Annotated in this window: 27 protein-coding genes; 13 read left to right on the forward strand and 14 right to left on the reverse strand. The window is 71.9% G+C overall.

The features are described 5' to 3' along the window. The first annotated feature begins 53 nt into the window (after positions 1–53). On the forward strand, positions 54–1,514 hold the full coding sequence (locus tag ABD120_RS15740) for an aldehyde dehydrogenase (NADP(+)) (protein WP_343950621.1): 1,461 nt from the start codon (positions 54–56) through the stop codon (positions 1,512–1,514). Here the strand turns inward: ABD120_RS15740 and ABD120_RS15745 are convergent. The 5 genes from ABD120_RS15745 to ABD120_RS15765 are packed head-to-tail and all read right to left on the reverse strand — an operon-like array spanning position 1,511 to position 6,312. After that, entirely contained in the window at positions 1,511–2,410 is a 900-nt protein-coding gene (locus ABD120_RS15745; protein ID WP_343950622.1) for a 5-dehydro-4-deoxyglucarate dehydratase, read from the reverse strand. The genes ABD120_RS15740 and ABD120_RS15745 overlap by 4 nt on opposite strands. Positions 2,411–2,422: 12 nt before the next feature. After that, complete coding sequence (locus ABD120_RS15750) at positions 2,423–3,184, reverse strand: IclR family transcriptional regulator (protein WP_343950623.1); 762 nt, start codon at positions 3,182–3,184, stop codon at positions 2,423–2,425. A 40-nt stretch (positions 3,185–3,224) separates the two neighbouring features. Then, the gene (locus ABD120_RS15755) at positions 3,225–4,082 is read right to left on the reverse strand and encodes a carbohydrate ABC transporter permease (RefSeq protein ID WP_343950624.1); all 858 of its coding nucleotides are present in this window, start codon (positions 4,080–4,082) and stop codon (positions 3,225–3,227) included. Further along, positions 4,079–5,005 (reverse strand): carbohydrate ABC transporter permease, encoded by a 927-nt coding sequence (locus ABD120_RS15760; protein ID WP_343950625.1) that lies wholly within the window; start codon positions 5,003–5,005, stop codon positions 4,079–4,081. The genes ABD120_RS15755 and ABD120_RS15760 overlap by 4 nt, the downstream gene beginning before the upstream one ends. Then, entirely contained in the window at positions 5,002–6,312 is a 1,311-nt protein-coding gene (locus ABD120_RS15765) for an ABC transporter substrate-binding protein (protein WP_343950626.1), read from the reverse strand. Before ABD120_RS15765 ends, ABD120_RS15760 begins: the two co-directional genes overlap by 4 nt. 136 nt (positions 6,313–6,448) lie before the next feature. On the opposite strand from ABD120_RS15765, the gene ABD120_RS15770 reads away from it, so the two are divergent. Next, entirely contained in the window at positions 6,449–7,249 is an 801-nt protein-coding gene (locus ABD120_RS15770; RefSeq protein WP_343950627.1) for an NAD-dependent epimerase/dehydratase family protein, read from the forward strand. 39 nt (positions 7,250–7,288) lie between these two features. Here ABD120_RS15770 and ABD120_RS15775 read toward each other — a convergent pair whose 3' ends face one another. Further along, complete coding sequence (locus ABD120_RS15775; RefSeq protein ID WP_343950628.1) at positions 7,289–8,374, reverse strand: mandelate racemase/muconate lactonizing enzyme family protein; 1,086 nt, start codon at positions 8,372–8,374, stop codon at positions 7,289–7,291. Further along, positions 8,371–9,246, reverse strand: a complete 876-nt coding sequence (locus ABD120_RS15780) for an NAD-dependent epimerase/dehydratase family protein (protein WP_343950629.1) — start codon at positions 9,244–9,246, stop codon at positions 8,371–8,373. The genes ABD120_RS15775 and ABD120_RS15780 overlap by 4 nt, the downstream gene beginning before the upstream one ends. Before the next feature lie 93 nt (positions 9,247–9,339). On the opposite strand from ABD120_RS15780, the gene ABD120_RS15785 reads away from it, so the two are divergent. The 9 genes from ABD120_RS15785 to ABD120_RS15825 all read left to right on the forward strand — a co-directional run bounded on the left by ABD120_RS15785 (position 9,340) and on the right by ABD120_RS15825 (position 18,758). Then, complete coding sequence (locus ABD120_RS15785; RefSeq protein ID WP_343950630.1) at positions 9,340–10,278, forward strand: LacI family DNA-binding transcriptional regulator; 939 nt, start codon at positions 9,340–9,342, stop codon at positions 10,276–10,278. After that, positions 10,275–11,174, forward strand: a complete 900-nt coding sequence (locus ABD120_RS15790) for an aldose epimerase family protein (RefSeq protein ID WP_343950631.1) — start codon at positions 10,275–10,277, stop codon at positions 11,172–11,174. Before ABD120_RS15785 ends, ABD120_RS15790 begins: the two co-directional genes overlap by 4 nt. A gap of 33 nt (positions 11,175–11,207) precedes the next feature. After that, complete coding sequence (locus ABD120_RS15795; protein ID WP_343950632.1) at positions 11,208–12,227, forward strand: WD40 repeat domain-containing protein; 1,020 nt, start codon at positions 11,208–11,210, stop codon at positions 12,225–12,227. 67 nt (positions 12,228–12,294) lie between these two features. Continuing rightward, positions 12,295–14,814, forward strand: a complete 2,520-nt coding sequence (locus tag ABD120_RS15800) for a DNA translocase FtsK (RefSeq protein WP_343950633.1) — start codon at positions 12,295–12,297, stop codon at positions 14,812–14,814. Positions 14,815–14,892: 78 nt separating this feature from the next. Next, complete coding sequence (locus tag ABD120_RS15805; protein WP_343950634.1) at positions 14,893–15,651, forward strand: helix-turn-helix domain-containing protein; 759 nt, start codon at positions 14,893–14,895, stop codon at positions 15,649–15,651. Between the two features lie 36 nt (positions 15,652–15,687). Then, positions 15,688–17,088 carry a 30S ribosomal protein S12 methylthiotransferase RimO gene (rimO, locus tag ABD120_RS15810; protein ID WP_343950635.1) on the forward strand — a complete coding sequence of 467 codons (1,401 nt, stop codon included), beginning with the start codon at positions 15,688–15,690 and terminating at the stop codon, positions 17,086–17,088. Beyond that, positions 17,085–17,657: a CDP-diacylglycerol--glycerol-3-phosphate 3-phosphatidyltransferase gene (gene pgsA, locus ABD120_RS15815; RefSeq protein WP_343950636.1), complete on the forward strand. Its 573-nt coding sequence runs from the start codon at positions 17,085–17,087 to the stop codon at positions 17,655–17,657. The genes rimO and pgsA overlap by 4 nt, the downstream gene beginning before the upstream one ends. After that, the gene (locus ABD120_RS15820) at positions 17,654–18,151 is read left to right on the forward strand and encodes a CinA family protein (RefSeq protein ID WP_343950637.1); all 498 of its coding nucleotides are present in this window, start codon (positions 17,654–17,656) and stop codon (positions 18,149–18,151) included. Before pgsA ends, ABD120_RS15820 begins: the two co-directional genes overlap by 4 nt. Positions 18,152–18,407: 256 nt before the next feature. Further along, complete coding sequence (locus ABD120_RS15825) at positions 18,408–18,758, forward strand: helix-turn-helix domain-containing protein (protein ID WP_343950638.1); 351 nt, start codon at positions 18,408–18,410, stop codon at positions 18,756–18,758. Here ABD120_RS15825 and ABD120_RS15830 read toward each other — a convergent pair. Both ABD120_RS15830 and ABD120_RS15835 read right to left on the reverse strand, forming a co-directional pair. Continuing rightward, a complete protein-coding gene (locus ABD120_RS15830) occupies positions 18,755–19,540 on the reverse strand; it encodes a DNA-formamidopyrimidine glycosylase family protein (RefSeq protein ID WP_343950639.1) in 786 nt (261 codons plus the stop codon). The genes ABD120_RS15825 and ABD120_RS15830 overlap by 4 nt on opposite strands. Continuing rightward, the gene (locus ABD120_RS15835; RefSeq protein WP_343950640.1) at positions 19,527–20,114 is read right to left on the reverse strand and encodes a TetR/AcrR family transcriptional regulator; all 588 of its coding nucleotides are present in this window, start codon (positions 20,112–20,114) and stop codon (positions 19,527–19,529) included. The genes ABD120_RS15830 and ABD120_RS15835 overlap by 14 nt, the downstream gene beginning before the upstream one ends. A gap of 82 nt (positions 20,115–20,196) precedes the next feature. Between ABD120_RS15835 and ABD120_RS15840 the strand changes: the two genes are divergently transcribed. Then, positions 20,197–21,384, forward strand: a complete 1,188-nt coding sequence (locus ABD120_RS15840; RefSeq protein WP_343950641.1) for an MFS transporter — start codon at positions 20,197–20,199, stop codon at positions 21,382–21,384. A gap of 1 nt (position 21,385) precedes the next feature. Here the strand turns inward: ABD120_RS15840 and ABD120_RS15845 are convergent, their stop codons facing one another. Continuing rightward, a complete protein-coding gene (locus ABD120_RS15845) occupies positions 21,386–21,835 on the reverse strand; it encodes an RrF2 family transcriptional regulator (protein WP_343950642.1) in 450 nt (149 codons plus the stop codon). Positions 21,836–22,096: 261 nt separating this feature from the next. Between ABD120_RS15845 and ABD120_RS15850 the strand changes: the two genes are divergently transcribed. Beyond that, positions 22,097–23,272: an ROK family transcriptional regulator gene (locus ABD120_RS15850; protein ID WP_343950643.1), complete on the forward strand. Its 1,176-nt coding sequence runs from the start codon at positions 22,097–22,099 to the stop codon at positions 23,270–23,272. A 111-nt stretch (positions 23,273–23,383) separates the two neighbouring features. Here ABD120_RS15850 and ABD120_RS15855 read toward each other — a convergent pair whose 3' ends face one another. From ABD120_RS15855 to ABD120_RS15870, 4 genes are all read right to left on the reverse strand, one after another. Then, on the reverse strand, positions 23,384–23,821 hold the full coding sequence (locus ABD120_RS15855; protein ID WP_343950644.1) for a S26 family signal peptidase: 438 nt from the start codon (positions 23,819–23,821) through the stop codon (positions 23,384–23,386). A gap of 75 nt (positions 23,822–23,896) precedes the next feature. Beyond that, entirely contained in the window at positions 23,897–24,070 is a 174-nt protein-coding gene (locus tag ABD120_RS15860; RefSeq protein ID WP_343950645.1) for a hypothetical protein, read from the reverse strand. A gap of 70 nt (positions 24,071–24,140) precedes the next feature. Then, on the reverse strand, positions 24,141–24,641 hold the full coding sequence (locus ABD120_RS15865) for a MauE/DoxX family redox-associated membrane protein (RefSeq protein ID WP_343950646.1): 501 nt from the start codon (positions 24,639–24,641) through the stop codon (positions 24,141–24,143). Further along, a partial coding sequence (locus tag ABD120_RS15870) for an ABC transporter ATP-binding protein (RefSeq protein ID WP_343950647.1) occupies positions 24,638–26,375 on the reverse strand: 1,738 nt, incomplete at its 5' end. The genes ABD120_RS15870 and ABD120_RS15865, both read right to left, overlap by 4 nt.

A 26,375-nucleotide genomic window follows, 5' to 3' on the forward strand; every position in this document is an offset into this window, starting at 1 on the left:
GTGCGGCAACTGTAAGAATCGCTCTTCGAGGGTGTCAAGCGACAGGAGCATCGATGATCTACGGACACGACCCGAGGACCGGCCGGCCCGCAGGCGAGCCGCAGCCGGAGACGGACGCGGACGGCGTCGACGCGGTCGTCACCGCCTCGGCCCGGGCGGGCGCCGCCTGGCGCGAGCTCCCCGCCCCCGAACGGGCCCGCGTCCTCGACGCCGTCGCCGACGCCCTGCTCGCCCGCGCCGACGACCTGTGGGCCGTCGCCGACCGGGAGACCGCGCTCGGCGAGGCCCGGCTGCGCGGGGAGGTCGCTCGCTCGGCCGGGCAGTTCCGCCTGTTCGCCCGGGTACTGCGCGACGGCGGCTACGCCCAGGCGATCATCGATCACGCCGACCCCTCCCTCACGCCGCCCCGGCCCGACGTCCGCCGCGTGCGGCGCGCCAAGCCCGGCGTCGTCGCCGTCTTCGCGGCCAGCAACTTCCCGTTCGCCTTCTCCGTACCCGGCGGCGACACCGCCTCCGCGCTGGCGGCGGGCTGCCCCGTCGTCGTCAAGGCCCACCCCGCCCACCCCGTCACCTCGGAACTCGCCGCCGACGCGGTCAGATCGGCGCTGCCGGACCCCGCCCTGCTCGGCCTCGTCCACGGATTCGACGCCGGTGCCGCCCTCGTCGGGCACCCGCGCGTCGTGGCCGCCGGATTCACCGGCTCGGTGTCGGGCGGGCGGGCCGTACAGGAGCTGATCGGGCGGCGTGAGACGCCCATCCCGTTCTACGGCGAACTCGGCAGCGTCAACCCGGTCGTCGTCCTGCCGTCGGCGGGAGACGTCTCGGCGGGCTTCGCCGCCTCGCTCACGCTCGGCGTCGGCCAGTTCTGCACCAACCCCGGGCTGCTGTTCGTCCCCGACGACCCCGCCCGGCTCGCCGCCATCGCCGAGGCCGTCTCGGGTACGGCCGGCGGCCCCATGCTGGCCGAGCGCATCAGGGACGGCTACCTCGCCGGCGTCGAGCGCCTCGGCGAGCTCACCCTGCTGGCCGAGGGCGCCGCCGGCGAGGGGGAGTGGGCCGTCGCCCCCAAGGTCTTCGTCACCGACCTCGCCTCCTTCGCCGACAAGCTGCCGCGCGTTGCGGAGGAGTGCTTCGGCCCCGCCTCCGTCGTCGTCACCTACCGCGATCCCGCCGACCTGCCCGCCGTGCTCGACTCCCTGGAGGGCTCGCTGACCGCGACCGTCCACGCCGGGGACCCCGCCGAGGCCGCGTCCGTCGCCGACGTCCTCGGCCGCAAGGCCGGGCGCCTCATCTGGAACGGCTGGCCCACCGGGGTCGCCGTCTGCTGGGCCATGCACCACGGCGGGCCCTGGCCCGCCTCGACGGCGCCCGCCCACACCTCCGTCGGCGCCACCGCGATCGACCGGTGGCTGGCGCCGACCGCCTACCAGGACTGGCCGGACGAACTGCTGCCCGAGGAACTGCGTGAGGCCAACCCCCTCGGCATCCCGCGCCGGGTGGACGGCGCCCATTAGGGGGCGGCGATCTCGCGTCCGGCCGTGATGATGCGTTCCAGCTCGGCCACATGCTCCGGGCCGGGGTCCAGGAGCGGGGCGCGGACGCCGCCGACGTCGAGGCCGCTGAGCCGTACCCCCGCCTTGACCAGCGAGACGGCGTAACCGGGCTGGAGGTCGCGCAGCCGCACGAGCGGCAGGTAGAAGTGGGTCAGCAACGCCTGCGTGAGCGTGTCGTCCCCGCTCGTGACCGCCTTGTAGAAGGCGAGCGCGATCTCCGGCGCGAACGCGAACACCGCGCTGGAGTACAGGTTGACCCCGAGCCCCCGGTAGGCGGGGACGGTCAGCTCGGCCGTGGGCAGCCCGTTGAAGAAGGCGAACTCGCGGTCGGTCGCCTGCCGTACCGTGAGGATGATCCGCTGGAGCAGGTCGAGGTCGCCGAGCCCGTCCTTGAAGCCGGTGACGTTCGGCACCTCGACCAGCCGGGCGACGGCCTCGGGCGTGAAGCGGGCGGTGCCGCGCTGGTAGACGACGACCGGCAGGTCGGTCTCCTCGGCGAGTTCGCGCACGTAGCCGACCAGGCCGTCGATCGGCGAGGACACCAGGTACGGCGGGAACACCAGCAGCCCGTCCGCCCCCTCCTCGGCGGCCACCCTGGCGTGGGCGCGGGCCTGCACGCCGCCCGCGCCGGAGAAGACGGGAACCCGGCCCGCCGTGGCCGCGACGCTCGCCCTGACGACCTGCCGGTAGTCGTCGAGGCCCAGCGCGTTGAACTCGCCCGTGCCGCACGCGGTGAACACTCCTCCCGCCCCGGCCGCGACGCCGCGCCCGACGTGTTCGGCGAGCACCGCCTCCGCCACGGTGCCGTCGGCGGCGAACGGGGTCACCGGAAAGAAGAGGACACCATCAAGACGCATGAACGATCCTTTCTAGCGGATGCCCTCCCTGCGCAGGGTGGCAGCCAGTTTGCGGGTGTGTCGGGTCACCGCCTCGGTGGCCTTCATGACCTCGTCGTCGTCCACCTGGACGGACATCGAGCAGCTGATGGCGTCGGTCGCGGGGATGCGGTAGTCGACCGCGACCGCGACGCACTGCACCTGGGCGGTGCCCTGCTGGCGTTCGAGCGCCCATCCGCGGGTGCGGACCTGGTCCAGCTCCTTGTCGAGCTTCGCGTGGTCGGTCAGCGTGTACGGCGTGTACCGGACGAGCTCGTCCGGCAGCAGCTCCATGACCTCGTCGGAGGTGAGCTGGGCGAGCAGCGCCTGGCCGAGCGCGGTGACGTGGGCGGGCAGCCTGCGGCCCACGCGGGGGATCACGTGGTGGGCCCAGCGCGCCTCCCTGGTGGCGAGGTAGAGGACGTGCGCGCCGTCGCGCCGCGCGAAGTGCACGGTGTGGCCGATCTCGTCGCGCAGGTCCTCCAGCGTCTCCAGCGCCCACGGCAACGCCTGGTCCTTGTCCAGGTAGGCCGTACCGGTCAGCAGGGCGTGGGGGCCGATGCCGAAGGCGGACCTGGCGTTGTCGGTCTCCACCCACTTGAGTTCGACCAGGGTGCGCATGAGCGCGTGCAGGCTGCTGCGGGGGAAGCCGGTCTGCCGCTGCAACTCGGACAGCGAGAGGCGCTCCTGGGAGGCGGCCAGCGTCTCCAGGATGCGCACCGTCCGCTCGGCTGACTTGACCATCGAGGACTCCATGGGATCCAGAATATTGGATGGCGTTCATGTACATGGACACCTAGCCCTTGACGGCGCCGCTGGTCAGGCCGCGCATGAACTGCTTCTGGAACGCCAGGAACGCGATGATCGACGGCAGCAGCGCGAGCAGTGACGCGGCGAGCAGCACGCCGATGCCGACCTCCTCGTCGGAGCGCAACGAGCGCAACGCGATCGGCAGCGTCCACTGGTCGGAGTCGGTCGCCACGATCAGCGGCAGCACGTACTGATCCCAGATCATCGTGAAGCCGAACACCCCGATCACCCCGATCGCCGGACGGCACAGCGGCAGGATGACGGTGAAGAAGGTGCGCAGCTCGCCCGCGCCGTCGATCCTGGCGGCCTCCTCCAGCTCGACCGGGACCTCCTTCATGAACTCCGTCATCACCAGGATCGAGAAGCCCCAGGCCCCGATCGGCAGGATCATGCCCGCGTACGTCCCGATCAGCCGGGTGCCGAGCACCGGCAGCTCGCCCAGCACCGCCGACAGCGGCAGCACGATGACCTCCTCCGGGATCATCATCGTGACCAGCATGAGCAGCAGCACGGACGTCAGGCCCCGAAACCTCTTGCGGGCCAGCGCGTAGGCGGCGAAGACGCTCACCAGCATCTGCAGCAGCAGCCCGAGGCCGACCACCACGAAGGAGTTCAGCAGGTAGAGGAAGACCTTGCGGTTGCCCGCCTGGATGAAGTTGTCGAGCGAGAAGCTGTCCGGCAGCGAGAAACGCGTCGGGTCCGGCACCGCGCCGAAGGCGTTGATCAGCAGGCCGACCAGCGGCCCGAGGAACACCACGACGATCGCCGTGTACAGGAGCGTCTTGAGCGCGACGGCCAGCGGCCCCTTCTTGCTCTCCAGCCCGAGCGTCGTGTCGAACCTCATCGCGCCTGCCTCCTCCGGAGCGCCTGGACGAGCACCGTGAGCACCAGCGTCGCCAGGAACAGCAGGACGGAGGCGGCCGAGGCGAGCCCGAAGCGGTTGTTCTGCAGCCCCTCCTTGTAGATCAGCGTCATCAGGACCTCGGAGGAGCCGTTCGGGCCGCCGTTCGTGAGCACGTACACCTCGACGAAGACCCGCAGCCCCCTGATGGCCGCCAGCGTGAACAGGATCCAGAACACCGGCCGCAGCGCCGGGAGCGTGACCCGCCGGAAGCGCTGCCAGACGGTCGCGCCGTCCACGGCCGAGGCCTCGTACAGGGTGCGGTCCACGCCGACCAGCCCGGCGACGAAGATCATCATGTCGTACGGCGCGCCGCGCCAGATCATCATGCCCATGATCGACCACAGCGAGCTGTCCTCGCTGGACAGGAACGACATCGGCCCCAGCCCCAGCCACCCGGCGACGGAGTTGAACAGGCCGTCCGGACCCGGGTGGTACATGATGCGCCAGACCTCGGCCACCGCCGCGATCGTCGTCACGACCGGCAGGAACGCGGCCGTCCGCACGAACCACAGGTGCTTGGCGGGCCCTTCGACCAGCAGCGCCAGGACCAGGCCGAGCACGATGGAGCCGACCGTGGTGAGCAGGGCCAGCACGGCGCTGTGCCACATCGCCGAGGTGAAGGCGCCGTCGGTGAGGGCCGTCCGGTAGTTGTCCAGCCCCACCCACCGGTTGCCGAGGAAGGGGCGGACCTCGAAGAAGCTGTCCCGCATCATGATGAAGATCGGGATGAACTTGAAGTACAGGAACAGCAGCAGCGCGGGCGCCAGGAACAGCCAGGGGACCAGCGCGCCGCGCCGCCGGGCCGTCATGTCCCGGAGGTGCGGCGCGCTCTTCGCGCGCGGGGGCGACAGGGTGCCGGTCATGACGCTTTCTGGGTCGTCAGTTCCGCGGCGAAGACGGTGTTCAACTCCTCCATGGACGCTTTGACGTCCTTGGAGCAGTCGGCCCATGCGGCGTTGATCGCGTCGGCGGCCTTCTGCCTGAACGGTGTCCAGTCCGGCACCGGCGGTGTGTAGACGGCGTTCGGGTAGGCGTCGGCGAAGACCTTCCAGCGGGCGTCCTTGCGCTCGGCGCCCATGTCCACCTCCGTGTTGACCGGGAGGCGGACGATCGGGCCCTCGGCGTCGCCGTTCATGCCGATTCGCTGGCCGGCGGCGGAGATCGCGTACTCGGCGAACTTCTGCTGGCCGGTCTCCATCCGGGAGCCGGCCATCAGGTAGACGTTCTCGCCCTCGCCGAGGGTGCCGGGGCCGCCGGAGGGGCCCTTCGGCACCTGGATGACCTCGATCTTGTCGTCGCCCACGCTCTTCACGAACCGGGCCAGCACGTACGGCCCGACCAGGTAGATGCCGCCCTGGCCCTTCTCGAAGACGGTGTGCGTGACGGTCGTGTCGTTGCTGACCGCGCCCGGGTTGACGGTCTTGGCGGTGCAGAACTGGTCCTGCATCCACTTGACCGCCTCGACCGTCTTCGGGTCGGTGACCGATGGGGTGAACCTGCCGCCGCCCTCGGCCTTGAGGAAGTCGCCGCCGTTGGCATACACGAGCGAGGAGACGTACCAGGAGGCGTAGCCGCGCTTGGTGCCCGCCGGGGCGACGAAGCCGTAGGTGTCGGCGGTGCCGTTGCCGTCCGGGTCCTTCTCGGTGAACGCCTTGGCCAGTGCGGCCAGTTCGTCCCAGTTCTTGGGGGGCGCCAGCTTGAGCCTCTCGCGCCAGTCCTTGCGGACGATCAGCGCGAACGCCTGGGCGGACAACGGTGCCGCGTAGTACTTGCCGTCTCCGGCCTGGGCGGCCTTCCAGGCGAGGCCGGAGACCTTGTCCTGGCCCGCGAGCTTCGTCCTGTCCACCTCGCGCAGCCAGCCCTGGTGCTGCATGTTGCCGAGGCGTGCGGTGTCGTTGACGACCACGTCGGGCAGGTCCTTGGCCTGGGCCTGTTGCTGGAGCTTGGTCTCGAAGTCGTCGAAGAGGGCGACGAGCTTGGTCTTGACGCCGCTCGCCTTCTCGAACTCCGCCACGAACTTCTGGGCCGTCTTGTGCGAGGGGGAGTTGGGGACCTGCCGGATCCAGATCTCCAGGGCGCCGCCGCTCCCCTCACCGGAGCTTGACCCACAACCCGCCGTCGTCACGGCCAGAGCCATGGCAACGCAGGCCCCGATCAGGTTGCGTGACATCAGACCGCCTCCTGTTCACATATGTGGATGACTAATCTGAATATGGAACTCGTCCAAATGAACGTAACTACGTGCCTGATCGTTGGTCAACATTCAAGGATGTGAATTTCGACCAGACTTGTGTACAACGGAGCGCATGCGCATCCTGATGACCGGTGCCGCCGGCAAGGTCGGCACCCTGCTGCGGCCCCGCCTCGCCCGCGAGGGCCGTGCCCTCCGCCTGTCCGACCTGCGCCGGCCGGAAGGGGCGCTCGCACCCGGCGAGGAGTTCGCCGCCGCCGACCTGACCGACGCGGACTCGACGGCGGCGGCGATGAAGGACGTGGACGCCGTCCTCCACCTCGGCGGACAGAGCCGCGAGCACCCGTGGGAGCACATCGTGGCCCACAACATCACCGGCACCCAGGTGCTGCTGGAGGCGGCGCGGCGGGAGGGGACCGGGCACGTGGTGCTGATGGGCAGCCACCACGCGGCCGGGTTCCACACGCGTCCCGCCGACGGCTCGGTCCTGGAGGACTACGCCTTCCCCCGGCCGGACACGTTCTACGGGGTGAGCAAGGTGGCGATGGAGGCGCTGGGGAGCCTCTACCACGACAGGTACGGCATGAACGTCACCGTCGTCCGGCTGGGGACGTGCAACGACGGCTCCGGCGACACGCGCGGACTGGCGACCTGGATCTCGCCGGACGACCTGGCCCGGCTGGTGGAGGCGAGTCTGACGGCGCCCGGCTACCACGTGGTGTGGGGCGTGTCGGACAACACCCGCCGATGGTGGTCGCTGGAGGAGGCGGCGGCGATCGGGTACGAGTCGCGGGACGACTCGGAGGCGCACGCCGGGCCGGTGCTCGCCGCCCAGGGCGAACCCGACCTGACCGACCCGGTGCACGACCGGGTCGGCGGCATGTTCACCATCAGGCCGGTGGGCGAACCCTGGTGAGCGCCGTCGAGGGCCAGGAGATCTTCCGGACGGTCGGGATCAGGCCCGGCCGGAGTCGGGTGGGGGCCAGGTCAGGCCGAGGCCGGGGGTGCCCGTGGCGGTCAGGCGGCCGTCGGCGATCGCGATCGGGTACGGCGCCGCCACCACCCCCAGCGCCGCGAACGAGGCGTCCTCCACCTCCTCCACCATGCACGGCAACGGCAGCGACAGCGCCACCTGCCCGGACAACTCCGGCAGCAGGTGCGGGAACGTGGGCACGTCATACCCCCTGGCCAACTCGGCGATCCGCATCAGCGGCGTGATCCCGCCCACCCGGACCACGTTCGGCTGCACGACGTCGCACGCCCCGGACGCCAGCAGCCGCCGGAAGTCGTGGAGCGTGTACGCGCTCTCACCGACCGCGATCGGCACGTCCACGCACTCGCGCAGCCGTACGTGTGCCTCCACGTCGTCGGCGGGCAGCGGCTCCTCCACCCAGTACAGCCCGAACTCCGCCAGTGCCGCGACGGCCCGCCGCGCCCGGGGCAGGTCCCACCGCTGGTTGGCGTCCACCATGAGCAGCGTGTCCGGCCCGATCACCTCGCGGACGGCGGCCACCCGGCGGACGTCCTCGGCGAGTGACGGCTTACCCACCTTGACCTTGACCCCCGGATAGCCCGCCCGCCTCCACCGTCGGGCCTGCGCCACGAGGTCGTCGAAGGCGTAGTGGAGGTTGACGCCGCTGCCGTACACGGGCACGCTCTCGCGCCGCCGTCCGAGCACGTCGGGCAGCGGCGCGGTGCCGCACCGCAGGTCCCACAGCGCGAGATCGACGCCCGCCATCGCGATCGTGGTGAGCCCGCCGCCGCCGGCCTCGCGCAGGTGCCGCCACAGCAGGTCCCACAGCACCTCGGGGTGCGGGTCGCGGCCGACGACGAAGTCGCGGACGTCGTGCGCGAGCAGCGCTCGTACGGCCTGCGCGCCGATCTGCGGCGTCCAGGACAGGCCGGTGCCGACGCGTCCGTCCGACAGACGGAGGTCCACCCGCAGGACGTGGTTGTCGGGCACGTCCGGCCCCCATGGCCGGGGCAGCGGGACGCGCAGCGGCGTGACGACCAGGTCGGCGATCACGGGCTTCGAGGTCACGGGTTCAGCTCCGTCCGCCAGCTGCGGGAGGCGCGCCAGCCCAGCAGCCTGGCCGCCTTCTCGCAGGAGAACACCGGGCCGGTGAGTCCGTCGGCCAGCCCGCGCGCCGACGGCAGCACCCTGGGCAGGGCTTCCGCGATCGGTTCCCTGGTCAGCGCGTCCGGCGCCCCGGCGAAGAAGATCTCGCCGTTGGGCAGCACGGGCAGCCTGTCCAGCAGTGCGAGGACGAAGTCGGCGGCGTCGCGGGCGTCGAGGTAGTTGAACAGCGACACCCCGGCGAGTTCCGGCCGGTCGAGGCGATCGGCCACGGTGTGGCCCTGCTGGGTGGCCGCGCCCGCCCATTCCTCCGGCGCGACGACGTAGCAGGGGCGGAAGGCGGCCAGCCGGGTCCGCGAGGTCCGCGCGTAGGAGGCCACGACCTGCTCCGCCACCTGCTTGGACAAGCTGTAGGCGTTCCACGGGGCGAGCGGGTGGCGCTCGTCGATCGGCAGGTACGACGGGCCCCAGCCCGGTGTCCCGTACCCGATGACCGTGGGGCTGCTGGCCACCACCACGTGCGCCACGCCCGTGCGGACGGCGCTCTCGCAGACGTTGAACGCGAGTTGCGTGTTGACCTGGAAGGTGAGCGCGTCCGTCGTGCTGAACGGCACCGCGATCGCCGCCAGGTGCACGACGGAGTGCGGCCGGAACCGGGTCATGACCTCGAACGCCTCCCCGAGGTCGGTGAGGTCGGCGGGCAGGGTGGCCGCCGCCGCCGAGGGGGTGCCGGGCGACCGGTCGATCCCGATCACCTCGTGCCCGGCCGCCGCCAGTGCGGTGACCACGCTGCGGCCCAGCCGTCCCGCGCTACCGGTGACGAGCGTGCGCGCCATCGACACTCCCTCCGCAAACGGTTGCATCGACCTTGACGGGCGCGGGCGCAGCCGTCAAGGTGTGCAGGCAACCGTTTGCATCGGGAGGCGCGGATGGCCGCGACGATCAGGGACGTGGCACGGGCCTCGGGGGTGCACGTGTCCACCGTCTCGCGGAGTTTCTCCGCTCCTCACCTGGTCAACGACACGACCCGGAGTCGCGTCATGGCCGCCGCCGACGCGCTCGGCTACCGCCCCAACCGGGCCGCCCGCGCGCTCACCACCGGCCGCACGCTCAACCTCGGCCTGGTCGTCGCCGACATCGCCAACCCGTTCTTCCCGCCGCTCATCAAGGCCGCCCAGGCGCACGCCAGAAGCGGCGACTACCACGTCTTCGTCGCCGACGCCGACGAGGACCCGCGCGCGGAGGAGGAGCTCATCCGCACGCTCACCAAGCAGGTGGACGGCGTCGTGCTGTGCAGCCCCCGCCTGTCGAACGAGGTCATCGTGCGCCTGGCCGCCGACGTGCCGTTCGTCGTGGTCAACCGCGAGGTCGACGGGCTGCCGTCGGTGCTCATGGACGTCGCGCGCGGCGCCCGCCTGGCCGTCGCCCACCTGCGCGCGCTCGGCCACACCCGGCTCGCCTACCTGGGCGGGCCCAGCGGCTCGTGGACCAGTCGGCAGGCGCGCGCCGCCGCCGGGATCCCGGTGATCGGCCCCAACCAGCCCACCGCGCAGGGCGGCGCCGACGCCGCCGAGGCCGTCGTCGCGGCCGGGGTCACGGGCGTGCTCGCCTACAACGACCTGGTCGCGCTCGGGCTCGTCGAGGGCCTGGCCGCCCTCGGCGTACGGGTGCCGGAGGACGTCAGCGTCGTCGGCGTGGACGACATCCTGCCCGGCCGCCTCAACCGGCCCAAGCTCACCACCGTCGCGATGCCCACGGAGGCGGCCGGGCGTACCGCCGTCGACCTGCTGCTCGGCGCGGCCGACGGGCCGGTGACCCTGCCCACCGCGTTCATCGTCCGCGAGTCGACCGGAGAGGCCCCCCGATGATCGAGCTGACCTCGGGTGCGATGCGCGCCCGCGTCCTGACCTACGGAGCGGTCCTGCAGTCGCTGGAGGTCGACGGGCTCGACGTGGTGCTCGGCCTGGACGACCCCGCGGACTACCTGACGCGCTCGCGCTACTTCGGCGCGGTCGTCGGCCGGTACGCCAACCGGATCGCGAACGGCCGGTTCACCCTCGACGGCCGTGAGTACACGCTGCCGGTCAACGACGGGCCCAACAGCCTGCACGGCGGCGTCGCGGGCTTCGACCGGCGCGTCTGGGACGTGGCCGCCGCCGCACCGGACTCCGTCACCCTCACCCTGGTCAGCCGCGACGGCGACCAGGGCTATCCGGGCACGCTGCGCGCGGCCGTCACCTACACCCTCACCGAGGACGCCGTCCGCCTCGACTACACCGCCACCACCGACGCGCCCACCGTCGTCAACCTCACCAACCACACCTACTTCGACCTGTCGGGGCGCAGGGACGTGCGCGGCCACGTCGTCACCATGGACGCCGCCCGCTACCTGCCCGTGGACGAGACCAAGATCCCCACGGGGGAGCTGGCGCCGGTCGCGGGCACGCCGTTCGACTTCACCTCGCCGGTGGCCGTAGGGGAGCGGTACGACGGCCGCTACGACCACTGCTTCGTCCTCGACGGCGGCATCCGGGTCCTGGAGCCCGACACGGGCCTGTCGATGACCGTGTCCACCTCGCAGCCGGGGGTGCAGTTCTACACCGGGAGCATGCTGGACGGGGTGGCGACGCCGTACTCCGCGTTCGCCGGCTTCTGTCTGGAGACCCAGCACTTCCCCGACTCGCCGAACCGGCCCCATTTCCCCTCGACGGTGCTGCGGCCGGGAGAACGGCTGGTCAGCCACACCGTCTACCGGTTCGCCTGATCTTGTCGGTTCTCGGTGCTAGCGTCGCCGCCCATGACTGATCGACTGGTGAAGGCGTCCTCCGAGCGCCGAGGTACCATCAAGGACTTCCAGGTGGTCGAGGCTGACGGCGGTCCGCTCGTCCTGTGCGCGCTCACGGACACCGTCGACGTGTGGGACCCGGTCGCCGACCGGTGGACCACCTCGCCCCTCCGCGAGCCCTATCTGTGGAACGGCGAGGCTTACATCGCCTCGCCTGACGACGGGGACCACCCCGATTTCGACGGGGAGATCGAGGTGGGCTCGCTGGCGGCCGTCGTGCACGATGGCCGGGTGCTCGTGGCAGGCGGCGGCGAGCACACGCCGCTGGCCGTGTGGGACGCGGTGACCGGGGCCGTGGTCCGCAGGACCGCCCTGAGAGGGGATGTCTGGAACACCGCGGCGGCCTGGCTCGACGGTCGGCCGATCTTCCTCGCCTGCCCCAACAGCGCGCCCTTCCTGAGCATCTGGCCGTTGGAGCCCCAGGCACCGCCGGTGCGACTGCCGCGTCACCACGGCGACGGCATCACGGCGCTGGCGGCCGGCGAGTACGACGGCGGCCCGCTGGCCGTGTCCGGGTGCCTGGCCGGGATCGTCGGGGTGTGGGACCTTCGCCGCGCCGAACTCCTCACCGGTTTCGAGGTGGAGAAGGGCAGCGTCAGGGGCGTCGCGCTGTCCCGTGTCGGCGACACGCCCGTCGTCGTGGCGGCCGAGGACAAACCGGGCACCCTGTATGTGCGGGAGCTCGTCTCGGGTGGCCTGTTGTCGAAGATCGAGACCGACCACCAGAGGCGGATCTTCGCCTTGGACGCAGCCGTCGTCGGGGGCCGCTCGATCGCGGTGACCGGCTGCGAGGGCGGGGTCGTCCGCCTGTGGGACCTGGGGGCCGGAAAGCCGATCGGCGAGCCGCTGACCGGGCATCGGGGCCAGGTCTACCACGCTGCCATCACCACCCTGGACGGCCGCCCGGTCGCGCTCACCGCCGGGCAGGACTCACGCGTGCGCGTGTGGGATCTGAGCGACCTGCCCGGGTAATCGGATCCGGCGCCGCCCGGCGTGCCTCTGTGCGTTTCGCAGGGGCCTCGTCGTACCCTTTGGCATCATGGCCACCCGTACGCCGAAAAGCGCATCGAATGGGCCGGCGAAGCGGTCGGCCTCGTCCCGCAGCACTGCGGCGAAACGTCCGGCGGCTTCGGGAAAGTCGGGAAGCAGGCCCCCAGCCAGGGGAAAGAGCGGCTCCCGTAAGCCCGTGACCCACCAGGACCCCATCAGCTGGGTCTTCACGATGATCGGCAAGCTGGTCGTCGGCCTGTGGATGCTCCTGGCCAACGGGATCGGCGGCGCCGCGCGGGCACTCGGCAGCAGCGCCCGCGACCTCGACCCGGCCCACCGCCGCGACGGCGTGGGCCTCGCGGTCCTCGCCGGCGCGATCGTGCTGGCCGCCATGACCTGGCGGGAGAGCGCCGGTACGGTCCCCGACGTGGTCAACACGGTCGTGAAGAGCGTGTTCGGCTCGCTGGCCTGGGCGCTGCCGTTGCTGCTCGGCCTGCTGGCCTGGCGGTTCCTGCGCCACCCCGACCAGAACGCCGACACCGGCCGCATGGTGATCGGCTGGAGCGCGCTGCTGATCGGCGTGCTCGGCATCGTCCACGTGGCCAACGGCGTCCCGTACCCGTCGGGCACCGAGAACGACGGCATGGACAAGGTGTCGGGCGCCGGCGGCATCATCGGGTTCATCGTCTCCGCGCCCCCCGCCAGCATCCTGCCGGCGTTCATCACGATCCCGCTGCTTCTGCTGCTGTCGGGCTTCGGGGTGCTGGTGATCACCGCGACGCCGGTGCACCGCATCCCCGAACGGCTGGCGGAGCTGAAGCACATGCTGTTCACCCGCCAGGCGCCCGCGCGGCCGGGCGAGCCCGCCAAGAAGCGGGCCAGGACGGGCAAGAAGTCCGCCGAGCGGGACGTGACCGACTCGGTGAAGCCGTACGACACGCCGGTGCTGGCCGACGGCGAGAAGCGGGCCGACCACTCGCCGGAGATCGTGCCGGGGCTGACGGACGAGGAGGAGGCGGCCTCGGCCGAGCGGCGCAAGCAGCCGGAGCCGCCGCAGCCGTCGCCCGCGCCGCGCAAGGTCGAGCAGCTCGTCCTGTCGCCGCAGGCGGGGCCGTACGTGCTGCCCGACCTGCTGACGTTGAAGCAGGGCAGCGCGCCCAAGCCGCAGACGAAGGCCAACACGGTGGTGGTCAACGCGCTGACCAGCGTGCTGGAGCAGTTCACCATCGACGCCCAGGTGATGGGCTTCACCCGGGGCCCCACGGTGACCAGGTACGAGATCGAACTGGGTCCGGCGGTGAAGGTGGAGAAGGTCACCGCCCTCACCAAGAACATCGCTTATGCCGTTAAATCGGCTGATGTTCGGATCCTCAGCCCGATCCCCGGCAAGAGCGCCATCGGCGTCGAGATCCCCAACGCGGACAAGGACCTGGTCTCGCTCGGCGACGTGCTGCGCTCGCAGGTGGCGCAGGCCGACCAGCACCCGATGATCGTCGGGCTCGGCAAGGACGTCGAGGGCCGCACCATCGTGGCCAACCTCGCCAAGATGCCCCACCTGCTCATCGCGGGCGCCACCGGCGCGGGCAAGTCCGTCTGCGTCAACGGTCTCATCACCAGCATCCTCATGCGCGCCACCCCCGACGAGGTGCGCATGGTGCTCGTGGACCCCAAACGCGTCGAACTCAGCGTGTACGAGGGCATCCCCCACCTGATCACCCCCATCATCACCAACCCCAAGAAGGCCGCCGAAGCCCTCGAATGGGTCGTGGGCGAGATGGACCGCCGCTACGACGACCTGGCCGCCAGCGGCTTCCGGCACGTGGACGAGTTCAACAAGGCCGTGCGCGCGGGCAAGCTGCAGCCGCCGCCCGGCAGCGAGCGCGTCTACCAGCCGTACCCGTACCTGCTGGTGATCGTCGACGAGCTGGCCGACCTCATGATGGTCGCCCCCAGGGACGTCGAGGACTCCGTCGTACGGATCACCCAGCTGGCCCGCGCGGCGGGCATCCACCTGGTGATCGCCACCCAGCGCCCGTCCGTGGACGTCGTGACCGGCCTGATCAAGGCCAACGTGCCGTCCAGGCTCGCCTTCGCGGTCTCCTCGCTGACCGACTCCCGCGTCATCCTCGACCAGCCCGGCGCCGACAAGCTCGTCGGCCAGGGCGACGCGCTGTTCCTGCCGATGGGCGCGAGCAAGCCGATCCGCATCCAGAACGCCTTCGTCGGCGAGAAGGAGATAGCGGAGATCGTCGCACACTGTAAGACGCAGATGCAGGCGGAGTACCGCGAGGACGTCTCCGCCGCGCCGGTCAAGAGGGAGATCGACGAGGACATCGGCGACGACCTCGACCTGCTGCTGCAGGCGGCCGAGCTGATCGTCACCACCCAGTTCGGCTCCACCTCGATGCTCCAGCGCAAGCTGCGCGTCGGCTTCGCCAAGGCGGGCCGGCTCATGGACCTGCTGGAGAGCAGGAACGTGGTCGGACCGAGCGAGGGATCCAAAGCGCGCGAAGTAATGGTGAAACCCGACGACCTACCAGGTTTGCTGGCCGACCTGCGCGGCGAGTAATCCCAATGCTCCTCCTCCCGATGATTACTGGTTGAATATGGACCACTACGCAACGTCGGGACGGGGGAGGCGTTTGCCGTGCAGGAACAGAGCATCGGATCCACACTGGCGGCGGCCAGGAGGGCGACCGGGCTGACGGTCGGCCAGCTGAGCGCGATCACGTGCATACGCGAGGCCCTCATCTACGCGATCGAGCGGGACGACTTCTCCATGTGCGGAGGAGACTTCTACGCCAGAGGGCACGTCAAGGCGATCGCACGGGCGGTGGGCCTCGATCCGGAGGCCATGGCCCATCTGTACGAGGAGCAGCACGGGGGCGTGCCGCTGCCGGTGCGGGCGGCCACGGTCTTCCAGGCCGACCGCAAGGTCAAGCTGCGCGAGCGGCGCAGCCCCAACTGGACGATGGCGCTGGGCGTCGCCCTGGCCATCGTGGTGGTGTTCGGGGTGGTCAGGGTGATGGGCGGAGGGGAGGCGCCCTCCGACGTCAAGCCGATGGCCACCTCGGTGCCGAGCGTGCCGCCCAACACCCCGTACACCGAGCCCAAGCGCCGCAGCCAGCAGTCGACGGTGGCGCGCAAGGATCTGGTGACCGTACGGATCAAGGCCACGCGCTCGTCGTATGTGAACGTGCGTGATGCCGAGGGCCGCAAACTGTTCGCCGGGACACTGGTGGCGGGCAAGAGCTCGACGTGGCAGGCGGCCTCGCAGGTGAAGCTTCTCATCGCGGACGGCGGAGCGGTCTCGCTGCAGGTCAACGGCAAGTACCTGGGCCGGCCCGGCAGCTCGGGGGAGATGGTGCGGCGCTCGTTCGGGCCTTCAGTGCCGAGGCCACGGTGAAGGTAGTGGCCAACTCCCGATACCGTAGTGTTCACCATGTCAAAGTCCGTATCGCTGATCACCCTGGGTTGCGCGCGCAACGAGGTCGACTCCGAGGAGCTCGCCGCGCGCATTGAGGCTGCCGGATGGCGGCTGGGCGAAGACGACCCCGACGTGGTCGTCGTCAACACGTGCGGTTTCATCGATTCGGCGAAGAAGGACTCGATCGACACGTTGCTGGCCGCGGCCGACTCCGGCGCAAAGGTCGTCGCGGCCGGCTGTATGGCCGAGCGCTACGGCAACGAGCTCGCCGAGGCGCTGCCCGAGGCGAGCGCGGTCATCTCCTTCGACGACTACACCGAGATCGGCGACCGCCTCGACGACGTGCTCGCGGGCAAGTCGCTCAAGCCGCACACACCGCGCGACCGCCGCACACTGCTGCCGATCTCCCCGGTCGAACGGTCCGCCGCGAAGGCGGCGATCCCCGGCCACGGGGAGCTGCCAGCGGGTCTCGCGCCCGCCAGCGGCCCGCGCGTGCTGCGCAAGCGGCTCGACGAGAGTCCGGTCGCCTCGCTGAAGCTCGCCTCCGGCTGCGACCGCCGCTGCTCGTTCTGCGCGATCCCGGCCTTCCGGGGCGCCTACGTCTCGCGCGACCCCGAGGAACTCGTGGCCGAGGCCGACTGGCTGGCCCATCGGGGCGTGCGCGAGCTCGTCCTGGTCAGCGAGAACTCCACGTCGTACGGCAAGGACCTGGGCGACCTGCGCGCCCTGGAGAAGCTGCTGCCGAGGCTGGCCGCGACCGAGGGCGTCGAGCGGGTGCGGGTCAGCTACCTGCAGCCGGCCGAGCTGCGTCCCGGCCTGCTCGACGTGATCGCGGGCACCGAGGGCGTCGCGCCGTACTTCGACCTGTCCTTCCAGCACGCCAGCGGCACGGTGCTGCGCCGGATGCGCCGCTTCGGCGACCCGAGGCGCTTCCTCGACCTGCTCGACGGCATCCGGGCCAAGGCGCCGGAGGCGGGCGTGCGCTCCAACTTCATCGTGGGCTTCCCCGGCGAGACCGACGCCGAGTTCGCCGAGCTGGTCGGCTTCCTGCAGGAGGCCAGGCTCGACGTCATCGGCGTGTTCGGCTACTCCGACGAGGACGGCACCGAGGCCGCCACGCTGCCGGGCAAGCTGCAGCAGGAGGTCGTCGACGAGCGCGTGCGCGTGCTCACCGAACTCGCGGAGGAGCTCACCGCCCAGCGCGCCGAGGAGCGCATCGGCACCGAACTCGACGTCCTCATCGAGGAGGACCTCGGCGACGGCGGCTACGAGGGGCGCGCGGCGCACCAGGGCCCCGAGGTCGACGGGTCGGTGACGGTGCAGGGCATCGGCCTGGTGCCCGGGCAGATCGTGCGCGCGATCGCGGTCGACGCCGAGGGGGTCGACCTGATCGCGCGCATCAAGGCCTCTCCATGACGAGGGACGAGCGCCGCGTGGTGAGCCCGTGGAACATCGCCAACGTCCTCACGGTCCTCCGGTTGGCGCTCGTCCCCTTCTTCGTCATCTGTCTGTTCTTCCCCGGCACCGGCTGGCGGCTGGCGGCGCTCGGGGTGTTCGCACTGGCCTCGATCACCGACCATCTCGACGGCGAGCTGGCCCGGCGCTACGGGCTCATCACCGACTTCGGCAAGATCGCCGACCCGATCGCCGACAAGGCGCTGACGGGTGCGGCGCTGGTGAGCCTGTCGCTGCTGGGCGAGCTGCCGTGGTGGGTCACGCTGGTGATCCTGGGCCGCGAGCTCGGCATCACGCTGCTGCGGCTGCTGCTGCTGCGCCACGCGGTCATCCCCGCGAGCTACGGTGGCAAGGTCAAGACGGTGCTGCAGATCGCCGCGATCGGGCTGTACATCCTGCCGGGGGTGCCCGACCCGGTGCGGTGGGCGGTCATGGGCGCCGCCGTCCTGGTCACGGTAGGCACCGGTGCCGACTACGTGATCCGCGCCGTCCGGCTGCGCCGGGTGGCCAGGAGGGCGCGCGGCCGATGAGCGCCCGGAGTGCGGCGCAGGCGCTCGACCTCCTCGTACGCCACAGCGCCACGCTGGCCGTGGCCGAGTCGCTGACGGGCGGCCTGATCGGCGCGACGATCACCGAGGTCCCCGGCGCGTCCCGGGCGTTCAGGGGCGGCCTGATCGCCTATTCGACGGATCTGAAGCACGACCTGCTGGGAGTGCCGCCTGAACTGCTGCGCCGCGAGGGTGCGGTGCACCCGGAGGTGGCGGCGGCGATGGCGGCCGGTGCGGCGCGGGTGTGCGGCGCCGACTACGGTCTCGCGGTCACCGGCGTGGCCGGACCGGACCCGCAGGACGGCCGCGCGGTCGGCACCGTCCACGTGGCGGTGTGGGGGCCCGGCGGCCGGGTATGGCGGCGTGACCTGCTGCTGGCCGGGTCGCGGGAGGAGATCCGCCGGGCGACGGCCGAGGCGGCCGTCGAGCTTCTGGCGGGTGTCCTGAAGGCGGCCGTGGGGGAACATTTCGGGTGATTACCGCGTTACGTCCCCAGCGAACATGCCAGGCACGGTCTGACGCGGTGTCGGTGTCTACGGGTACGGTGGAGCTGTGAGTGAGGTCCGAGAGCCAACAGCAAGCCCCGAGCGCCCGGCCGGAGGGCCTGACGAGCGACGAGCGACCCGGCGGCGACGCCCGATGATGACGGCGAGGAGTATGTACGAAGCGAAGAAGAAGAGTCCGATCGCGCGTGGCGTGGTGCCGACATCCGCGCCGGGGAGGGAGCGACAGATGATTCTGCTGCGTCAGCTGCTCGGCGACGTGCTGCGGCGGCTGCGGGTGCGTCAGGGTCGCACCCTTCGTGAGGTGTCCACGCTCGCGCGTGTCTCGCTCGGCTACCTGTCCGAGGTCGAACGCGGTCAGAAGGAGGCCTCCTCCGAGCTGCTCGCCTCGATCTGCGGAGCGCTGGGCGTTCCCCTGTCGCAGGTGCTGCGCGAGGTGTCCGACCAGTTCGCGCTGGCCGAACTCCAGGCCGCGCCGGTGCTGGCAGACGTCCCCGATCACGAGCGCCTGCCGCTCGCGGAGACCGTACCCGGTTCGATCTCCGAGTTCCCCGAGGTGAAGGACATGGTGGCCGCCTAGCGCGGCTGGCAGTTCTCACACCACAGGATCAGCCGTTCCTGTGCGTGTGCCCCCATCTCTCCACGGCTGATGCGCCTGCCGCATCGCCGGCACGGCCGCCCCGCCCTGCCGTAGACCCAGGTCTGGCTACCGGGACGGCGATCACCTGTCGTCACCGTGCCCGCATACCGGAGGTTCGCTCGCAGCAGCCGTCGCGCGAGCGTGACCAAGTCCTCCAGCTCCTCGATCTCACCCACCCGGCGCCACGGCCACAGGCCGCGCAGGAAAAGCGTCTCCGCGCGGTAGACGGTTCCCAGGCCCGCGAGCGCGCGCTGGTCCAGCAGCGCCTCCCCGATCGTGCGCTCCGGCCGTTCACGCAGCCGCCGTACCGCCTCCGCCGCCGCCCCGGCCGCCTCCCACTCCTCACTCAGCAGATCCGGGCCCAGGTGCCCGATGACCTCGCTCTCGTCGCTCACCAGGTCCACCGCGCCCAGCTTCAGGCCGACCGCCTGCCATTCGGCGTTGGCCAGGATCAGCCGTACCTGGTCGCCCGGTGGCGGGCGCCTGCCGGAGGGCAGGATCCGCCAGCTTCCGTCCATGCGCAGGTGGGTGTGGACGATCGGGCCGCCCGCCACGCGGGTGAGCAGGTGCTTGCCGTACGACACCGTGGTGAGGACCGTGCGCCCGGACAGGTCGGAGGTGGCGTGGCGCGGCACGCGGAAGTCGGTGCGCGTCAGCACCCGGCCGTCGAGCGCCTCGCGCAGCCGCGCGGCGGTGCGGTAGACGGCGTCACCCTCCGGCATACTCGCCCACCCACGTGTCGATGAGCCCGGTGAGCTGGTCGAGCGCGGCTTCGACGCGGTCGCGCTCGCCGGTGATGAGCAGGTCGAGCTGCAGGCCCGTGTAGGCCGAGTTGGCGAGCGTGGACAGGCGCAGCGCGTCCGGTTCGGGGACGCCGCGTTCGCGAAGGAGCCCGGCGACGAAGCCGGAGCGCTCCGACAGCAGCCTGGGCACGGGTCCGGGCAGCTGGCCGCCTGCCGCGAGGCCCTCGATCTCGTGGATGAGGCGGGCGATCGGCAGATTCTCCTCACGCAGTTGCCAGTCCCAGGTGCGGCGGACGATGGTGCCGACGCTGTCGGCGCCGTCCCAGCCGGGCAGGCTGCGCAGCCAGGCGCGGTGGCGTTCGTCGAGGCGGATCATGGTGGCCGACAGCAGTTCACGCTTGTCGGCGAAGTGGTGGGTGAGCACCCGCGTGGACTTGCCGAGGTGCTCGGCCAGCGGCCGCATGGACAGGGTCGCCAGGCCGTGTTCGGCGAGGTAGTCGACGATCTGGTCGAGCAGCTCGGTGCGGCGTTCGGGGTCCGGTGTCCTTGCCATCTTCTCATTCTCTTTGACGGCATGGGGGTAACACCCGTTACCTTATATGGGTAACGAGTGTTACCTCTATCTGGGGAGAGTCATGCCCGCGTGGTTGTTCGCGCTCATGTTCACCGCGTTCGCCTTCGCCACCGACGACTACGTGATCGCCGGAGTGCTGCCCGCCATCGCGGCCGACACCGGGGTGAGCGAGGCGGCGGCGGGCCAGCTCGTCACCGTGTTCTCGCTGGCCTTCGCGATCGGCGCGCCGTTCGCCTCCGTGACGACGGCCACCTGGTCGCGCCGGAGGCTGCTGACCGGGGCGCTGCTGCTGTTCGTCGCCGCCAACTGGGCGGCCGCCCTCACCGACTCCTACGCGCTGCTCATGGCGCTGCGGGTGGTCGCCGCGCTGGCGGCCGCCGCCGTCGTGCCCGCCGCGTACGCCATCGCGACCGCGCTCGCGCCGGAAGGCCGCGCGGGCAGGTACCTGGCGCTGGTCATGGGCGGGCTGACAGGCTCGCTCGCCTTCGGTGTGCCGCTCGGCACGTGGGTCGGCGGCGCCTTCGGCTGGCAGGCCACGTTCGTGCTCGGCGGCGCGCTCGGGCTGATCGCGTTGATCGCGATCCGGGTGACGCTGCCCGACCCGCCTGCGGCGCCCGCCATGCCCATCCGGGAGCGGATCGCGCCGCTCGCCCGCGCGCGGGTGCTGCTGGGGCTGCTCGGCATCGTCGCGATCGTCATGGGCAGCATGATGCTCCTGACGTACCTGGCGCCGTTCCTGCGCGACCTCGCGGGGGTCGGGGCGACGGCGCTCGGCTGGGTGTTCGTGCTGGCCGGTGTCGCCGGGCTGGTCGGCGGTCAGCTCGGCGGACGCGCCGCCGACGGGTGGGGGGCCGATCGGGCGCTGCTGGCGGGGGTCGCCGGGTTCACGGCCGTCATGGCGCTGTTCACGGGGCTGTGGTGGCTGCGGCCGATGCCGCTGCTCGCGCTGCTGCCGCTGCTGGCGCTGTGGGCGGCCGTCTCGTGGTGGATCCCCCCGCCCGCGCAGACCCGGCTGCTCGCGCTCGCTGGATCGGCGGGGCCGCAGGCGCTGGCCCTCAACAGCAGCGCGGTGTACGTGGGCGTGTCGCTGGGCGGCGCGGCGGGCGGGCTGCTGCTGGAGGCAGCGGGGCCGGGCGTGCTCCCGGCGGGGTCCGCGGTGGTCGAGGTGATCGCGCTGGCGCTCTTCTGGACCGCGGCACGCCTGGCCCGCCGCGAGGAGGCCGGGCGATCGGTCGCCGCCTCGCCGTGAATCAGTCCCAGGCGGCAGGGTCGGCCGCGAGGTTGCGGACGCTTTCGGGGAGTTCGCCGGTGGCCACCTGCTCCAGCGTGACCTCCTCCAGGATCGCCCGCTCGGTCGCCCGCAACGCGATCCAGACGGCCTGCAACGACTCGGCGGGACCTCGGTAGGGTACGTGCTCGGGCCGCTCGCCGCGTACGTTGGCCAGCGGGCCGTCGACGGCCCTGATCACGTCGGCCAGCGAGATCTCACCGGCCGGGCGGGCGAGGACGTAGCCGCCCTCGGGGCCGCGCTGCCCGCGTACGAGCCCGGCCCGGCGCATCTGCAGCAGGATGTTTTCCAGGTATTTGGGCGGCATATCCTGCTCTTTGGCGAGTTCACCCACGGTGGTGGGGCCGGCACCGGCCGCGGCGAGTTCGGCGGCGGCGCGAAGGGCGTAGTCGACACGAGCGGAAAGGCGCATGTTGTCGATTATCCCCCCTGGTCACCCATGGTCAGGCGCAAGAGCGCCACAACGGGCAGGTGATCGGAGTATGGCAGTCGGGGGTACGGAAGCCGACACGACGCTCAGGCCAGGGCTGACGAGCACGTCGCCGATGCGCGACGGGCCGGTCGGAGGGTCGGCCGGGAGGGTCGCCCGACGCGATCAGCAGGTCCATCCTGGCCCCAGGGCAAGAGCGCTAAACTCTCAGCAACCTTAACGATTTGACGTTGGGATACGAGCGTGGAGCGTCGTCCTGGAGTACCCCGGCTGCTACGGGAGATCAATGACCGGGCTGCCCTGGAGCTCCTGCTCGCCGAGGGGCCGATGACCCGGGGGCAGATCGGCGACCAGACCGGCCTGTCCAAGGTCACCGCCTCCCAGACGCTGGCCCGGCTGGAGGAACGCGGCCTGGTCGAGGTCGTCGGCGTCCAGGCGGGCGGCCGGGGTCCCAACGCCGCGCTCTACTCCGTGGTCTCCAACTCCGCCTACGTCGCCGGCCTCCAGATCGGCCCCGAGACCGTCTCCACGGCCATCGCCGACATACACGGCCGCACCCTCGCCGAGGTCACCGTCACGCCCGACGCCGGAGACCCGGTGTCGGTCGTCCACAGCGCCGTCGTCAAGGCGTGCCGCACCGCCAGGGTCAGCCTGGCCAAGCTGCGCGGCGTGGTCATCGGCACCCCGGGCGTGGTGGACCCGCGCAGCGGCGACGTGCACTTCTCCTTCGACCTGCCCGCCTGGCACGAGGGCATCCAGCAGGCCCTGGCCAGAGACCTCAAGCGCGATGTGACGATCGAGAACGACGTCAACCTCGCCGCCGTCGCCGAGCGGGCCGACGGCGCCGCGCGCGGCCTCGACGACTTCGTCCTGCTGTGGGCCGACCGGGGCATCGGCCTGGCCATCGTCCTGGACGGCAAGCTGCACCGGGGCCGCACCGGCAGCGCCGGCGAGATCGGCTACCTGCCCGTCCCCGGCGTCCCCCTGCCGGAGGACGTCAGGGACGAGCCCGGCCGGCTGCCGTCGCTCGCGGGCGGCCTGCAGTCCCTGGTCAGCGCCGAGGCCGTGGCCGGGGTCGCCAAGGGGTACGGCTTCGCCGACTCCGAGCCCGACGAGTACGTCGGCGCCGCGCTCGCGGCGGGCGAACTCGGCGAGCCGTTCCTGGACGAGATCGCCCGCAGACTGGCGCTGGGCGTGGCCGCCGTGTGCGTGGTCCTCGACCCGGGCCGCGTGGTGCTGGCCGGAGAGGTGTGCAAGGCGGGCGGGTCCGCGCTGACCGAGCGCGTCGAGGAGGCCGTGGCGCGCATCTGCCCGATCCGTCCGGAAGTGGTGACCACGACGGTCGAGGGCAACCCCGTGCTCAGGGGAGCGGTCCTGGCCGCCCTCGACCAGGCGCGGGAAGAACTGTTCGTCTCCTGAACCGCCGGGCAGGGCGGCGCTCTCCCGACCCTGGTGCGGCTCGGCGGTCCCCTGGCCGCCGAGCCGGACGGTCTCCCGACGGGTCCGGCTGAGGCGGTCTCCCCAGACCGCTCAGCCGAGCGCGCGTGTCACCGTGCCGACCAGATCGTCGGCGGAGAAGGAGCCCAGCACCCGGGAGTCGGCGCTGAACCCCGGATTGTCGCCGAGCAGCCAGAGCCGCCCTGCGGGCACGACCTCTCCCGGCGAACCGGGCACCCGGTCGCCCGGTTTGCCGGCGAGGCGTTTCACAGAGTGGATCGTCGGCGCCCCCCGGTTCGCCCCCGTGGGAGCCGGGTGGAAGGCGGCGTCGGGCCCGGCCGGATGGGCGAGCACGACCAGCTCGCCGACCGCCACCCGGGCCAGTGGCCGACGGCGCACGAGCAGGCGGTCGCCGTCACGCAGGGTGGGTTCCATGCTCGGCCCCCGTACGGTCACCACGAGCAGCGACCACCGCGCCCACACGACCAGCACGGCCACCAGGACGAGCGGCGAAATCAGTACGACGAGCACGGTTCACCTCGCAGGTCGGAGCGGACCGGAAGGACGCGCCGCATGGGGGCGTCGCGGCGCGTCCGGTCTCCGGGCTCAGCAGTTGCAGCCCCAGTAGCGCCAGATGCCGCTGACCATGCAGTACTTGTGGTTCCAGCCAGGCCGGTCGAGGCACGGACCGGCGCATTCGCACATCAGCGCCTCGGCTTCGACCTGCGGCACCACCGTGGAGAGCATGCGGTCGCTCAGCCGCTCGATCAGTTTCGTCATCGATGTCCCTTCTCGCAACGGGATGGACGGACGAGACAGATGCTCTCGGAGGCCGCCATACATCCGGTACTCACGCGAACAGCTCCACCACGTCGTCGAAACGCACGACGAGCAGCGCCGCGCAGGCCGCCCCCGCGAGCGCGACGGCCACCCCGGCCGGGTCGGCGCCCCGCGCCCCGCCGGTCAGCAGGGCGGTGAGCGCCGAGGCCGCGAGGACGCCGTTGCGCACCAGGTGGCGGCGGCCCAGCGGGGCGGAGGAAGCGCCGAAGCAGCGGCAGGGGATGCCGGCGCCCTGCCGTACGGCGTGCTCGACGACCCCGCAGAACGCCAGCGTGAGCGCCAGGGCCAGCCACAGCCCGGCCGGGCGAGTGACAGGGAGCGCGAGGAGGAGGGCGGTCAGGCCCTCCACTGCGATGACGGCCCCCGCCAGCGGGCCTGCCAGCGCGGCCGGTACGGGCACCAGGCGCGGCAGCGACGCCCGGAACTCGCCCGGCGACCGGATCTTGCCCAGGGCCGAGGCGGCGAAGACGAAGGCGAGCAGCGCGGTGCAGCCCAGCGCCAGGTAGGTCACGGTGTCACACTCCGGTAGTCGGCGGCCTGCAGTGTGAAAAGTTGGGCGTAGCGCCCGCCCGCCGCCATCAGCGCCTCGTGATCTCCCTCCTCCGCCACGGCGCCGCCGTCGAGGACGACGATGTGGTCGGCGCCCCTGACCGTGCCGAGACGGTGGGAGACGAGCAGGCTCGTCCAGCCCGCGCGGTGCTCGCGCAGCGTCGTGTGGACCCGGTGCTCGGCGGCGGCGTCGAGGCCCGCGCTGGGCTCGTCGAGGACCAGCAGGTCGCGCCCCTCGCGGACCAGCGCCCTGGCCAGCGCCAGCCGCTGCCACTGGCCGCCGGACAGCAGCGTCCCCGGGCCGTCCGGGTCCTCGAACAGGCGGCTGAGCAGCGTGTCGTAGCCCTGCGGCAGCCCGGCGACCACCTCGTCCACCTCGGCCAGGCGGGCGGCGCGCGCCAGCCGGGGCTCGTCGCCGAGGGCGCTCAGGTCGCCCAGGGCGATGTTCTCGCCGGCGGTCAGGTCGTACTCCATGAAGTCCTGGAAGACGGCGCCGATCCGGGCGCGCAGCGACTCGGGGGTGAACTCGCGCAGGTCGCGGCCGTCCCACAGGATCCGGCCGAGGGTGGGGTCGTAGAAGCGGCACAGCAGCTTGACCACGGTGGACTTGCCCTCGCCGTTCGCGCCGACGAGTGCGACGGCCCGGCCGTACGGGAGGAAGAGCGAGACGCCGCGCAGCACCCACGGATGCTCGGGCGAGTAGCGGAACCACACGTCGCGCAGCTCGATCCCGTGCCGCAGCGGCGGCGCGGGCAGCCGCCCCCTGGGCAGGTCGTCGTCCATGGCCAGCACGTCCAGGTAGTGGCCGAACAGCAGCAGCGAGCGCTGCACCTGGGAGTACTCGGCCACGAGCTGGGCCAGGCCCGCCTGGACCGCCGCCATGGCGGCGGCGAACAGCGTGAGCTGCCCCGGGGTGAGCTGCCCGCACAGCGCCGCCGCCACCGCCCACACCAGCCCGCCGCCCACGAGCAGCGCCGACAGGGCGGCGAGCGCGCCTTGCGCCCAGCTCTCCCGCAGGTCGCGCGTCCGCTCGGCGGCGTCGGCGCCTCGGCGCTCGGCCAGCATGCGGCCGAGCAGGAACGGGCCGGTGGCGAACAGCCGGATCTCCTTGGCGGCGCGCAGGTCGAGCTGCAGCTGCGCGTAGAACAGATCGCGCCGCAGGGCCGGGCTGACCTGCCACATCATGGCGGCCCTGCGGCGGTTGAGCGCTCTTTCCGCCAGTACGGCGGGGACGGCGGCGGCCACCGCCACCCCGGCCACGACCGGGCTGACGGCGGCCAGCGACCCGATGAAGCCCAAGCCGGTGAGCACCGTGCGGGTCATCCCGGTCGCGCTCTGGGTGAGCGAGCCCGCCGCCATCAGGCTGGAGTCCTGGGCCAGGCGCAGCCGGTCGCGGAACTCCGGCGTCTCGAACGGCCGCAGCCCGGAGAAGGAGCCGACGGCGCGGTGCAGCCGCTCCCGGGTAAGCAGCGCGATCCTGCGTTCGCTCTCCGCCGACAGGTAGCGGGCGGCGGCCGAGCAGGCGGCACCCGCGACACCCGCCGCCGCGAGGGCCGCGACCAGCGGCAGGACCTGGGCCCACGGCCGCCCGTCCACGACGGCGTCGATGACGGAGGCGGTCAGCAGCGCGGCGGCGACGGGCGCGGCGGCGAGCACGGCGGTCACCGCCACCTGGGCCGCCGCCAGGCCCGGCGCC

It is taken from the genome of Nonomuraea longicatena (genome assembly GCF_039525605.1).
Classification (GTDB): domain Bacteria; phylum Actinomycetota; class Actinomycetes; order Streptosporangiales; family Streptosporangiaceae; genus Nonomuraea; species Nonomuraea longicatena.